Genomic DNA, 2,773 nt, shown 5'->3' with positions numbered 1-2,773 from the left:
CTGCGGGGATCATCAAGATGGTTCAGGCGATCCGGGAGGGTGTGCTTCCTCGGACGTTGCATGTGGATGAGCCGTCCTCGAAGATCGACTGGGACTCGGGCGCCGTTGAGCTGCTGAGGGAAGCCCGGCAGTGGCCCGAGGTGGACCGTCCTCGGCGCGCCGGTGTGTCAGCCTTCGGAGTGAGCGGGACCAACGCCCACGTCATCCTCGAACAGGCGCCGGCGCATTCCGACGACCAGACATCTGCGGACCCGGTCCATGCCCCGTCCGTCGTGCCGTGGGTGCTCTCCGGTGCGTCCGAGGGGGCGCTGAGGGGGCAGGCCGCGCGCCTTGAGTCGTTCGTGAGGGAGCGTCCCGAGCTGAGCTCCGCCGCTGTCGGGCATGCACTGGCGACGACACGGACCACCTTCGCCCACCGCGCGGTGGTCCTGGCCGATGACCTGGACGGCCTGTCCGCGCTGGCGCGTGGAGAGGAGCTCGGCTCGGTGGTGACGGGCCAGGCCGATGTTTCTGGCCGGACGGTGTTCGTTTTCCCTGGTCAGGGTTCGCAGTGGGTGGGGATGGGTGCGGCGCTGCTGGAGTCGTCCCCGGCGTTTGCGGATGCGTTTTCGCTGGTCAGTGGTGTGTTGGAGTCGGTGAGTGGTTGGTCGGCCCTGGATGTGGTGCGGGGCGTCGAGGGCGCGGTGTCGTTGGGCCGGGTGGATGTGGTGCAGCCCGTTTCGTTCGCGGTGATGGTGTCCCTGGCCCGGGTGTGGGAGTCGTTCGGGGTGCGTCCGGATGCGGTGCTGGGGCATTCGCAGGGGGAGATCGCGGCGGCTCATGTCGCGGGTGCGTTGTCGCTGGAGGACGCGGCGCGGGTCGTGGTGCTGCGCAGTCGCGCGATCGCGGACGGGCTGGCGGGGCGTGGTGGCATGGTCTCGGTCGGTCTGCCCGCTGCCCTGGTGCGCGAACGGCTGCTTGACGGGGTCGAGTTGGCTGCGGTCAATGGCCCCTCGTCGGTGGTGGTCGCAGGTGATGTGGAGGCACTGGAGCGCCTGTTCGGAGAGCTGGAGTCCGAGGGCGTGAGGGTGCGCCGGATTCCGGTGGACTACGCCTCCCACACCTCTCATGTCGAGCTGATCCAGGCTGAGTTGTCGAGGGTTCTGGACGGCCTGCGACCAGGCAAGGCTGAGGTGCCGTTCTTCTCCTCGGTCGAGGGTCGGTGGCTGGATGGTCCGGAGCTGGATGCTGGTTACTGGTTCCGGAACCTGCGCGGCACGGTCGGCTTCGCCGGAGCCGTGGAAACGCTGGTTGCTGAGGGTTTCCGGGCGTTCGTCGAGGTCAGTTCGCATCCGGTGCTCGCGCACAGCGTCCAGGAGATCCTGGACGAGCACGAGGACGTGGCATCCGTGGTCACCGGCACCCTGCGCCGCGACGACGGTGACCTCGACCGATTCCTGAAGTCCGCCGCTGAACTCCACGTACGCGGCGTACGCGTCGACTGGACGCCCGCGCTGGGCGAACAAGGTGGCACACGCGTCCAGTTGCCGACGTACGCCTTCCAACACCAGCACTACTGGCTGGAGGCGCCGCACGCTACGAGCGACGTCTCGACCGCCGGGCAGACCGCGGCTGGGCACCCTCTGCTCGGGGCGGTCGTCGGACTGCCGGATTCGAATGGAGAGCTGTTCACCAGCCGGCTGTCGCTGCGTGCCCAGCCGTGGCTGGCGGACCACACGGTCTCCGGCACTGTGCTTCTGCCCGGGGCCGCGTTCCTGGAGCTGGCGCTCCGTGCCGGGGAAGAGGCCGGCCTGGACACCGTGGACGAGTTGGTCATCGCCTCTCCCCTTGCCCTGCCCGAGCATGGGGCTCTGCAGTTGCGGTTGGCCCTCGACGGGACGGACGAGTCGGGCCATCGGTCCCTGCGCATCTACTCGCGCCCGGAGGAATCCGGTCCCGACGCCCTCTGGGAGAAGCACGTCGACGCCCTTCTCTCGGCATCGGGGCGGGCACCGGACTTCGGCTATGAGCAGTGGCCTCCGGTGGATGCGGAGCCGGTGTCCGTCGAGGGGTTCTACGACGGTCTCGCGGCGAAGGGGTATGCGTACGGGCCTGCGTTCCGGGGGGTGCGGTCGGCGTGGCGGCGTGGGCGGGAGGTGTTCGCGGAGCTGGCGTTGCCCGACGACCTGGTCTCCGAGGCCGGCAGGTTCGGCCTGCACCCGGCGCTTCTGGACGCCGCACTGCAAGCGGCCAATTTCGGCGCGGCGCCGACCGCGGAGCCCGGCCACGTACTTCTGCCCTTCTCCTGGAACGACATCGCGCTGCACGCCGTCGGTGCCACAGCTCTCAGGGTGCACGCCAGCCCGACAGGCGAGGAGGGCGTGTCGTTCACCCTCACCGATGGTGCGGGCCGGCCGGTCGCCGAGATCGGGTCCCTGGTTCTGCGCTCGGTGCCGGCCGACCGTGCCACCGGAGGTGGCCCTTCGGTCCGGGACTCCCTCTACCGACTGGACTGGGCCCCGATCGACACCGCGCTATCGCGAGGCGGCGAGCCCGTCACTCCGGAGCGGGTGCTCGATCTGACGGCCGAGCATTCGGCCCAGGACCCGCAGACCGCACGGGACATGGTGGTGCGGGCACTCGACTCCCTCCAGCGGCACGCCGCCGATTCCGATTCCGGTACCCAGCCCCTTGTCGTGCTCACGCGGGGTGTGGTGGGTGATCCGGGTGGGTCTGCGGTGTGGGGTCTGGTGCGTTCGGTGCAGTTGGAGCAGCCGGGTCGGATCGTGTTGGT

1 protein-coding gene is annotated in these 2,773 nt (G+C 69.6%); it reads left to right on the top strand.

The genetic code is table 11. The features are described 5' to 3' along the window. Window positions 1-62: 62 nt before the first annotated feature. Window positions 63-2,773, top strand: a 2,711-nt coding sequence (locus ACWCQM_RS40830) for an acyltransferase domain-containing protein (RefSeq protein ID WP_450920124.1), incomplete at its 3' end; no start/stop codon positions are given.

This window comes from Streptomyces sp. NPDC002125, assembly GCF_053593715.1.
Note: the sequence above shows the minus strand (reverse complement) of the source record. Positions and strands in the feature narration are given on the sequence as shown.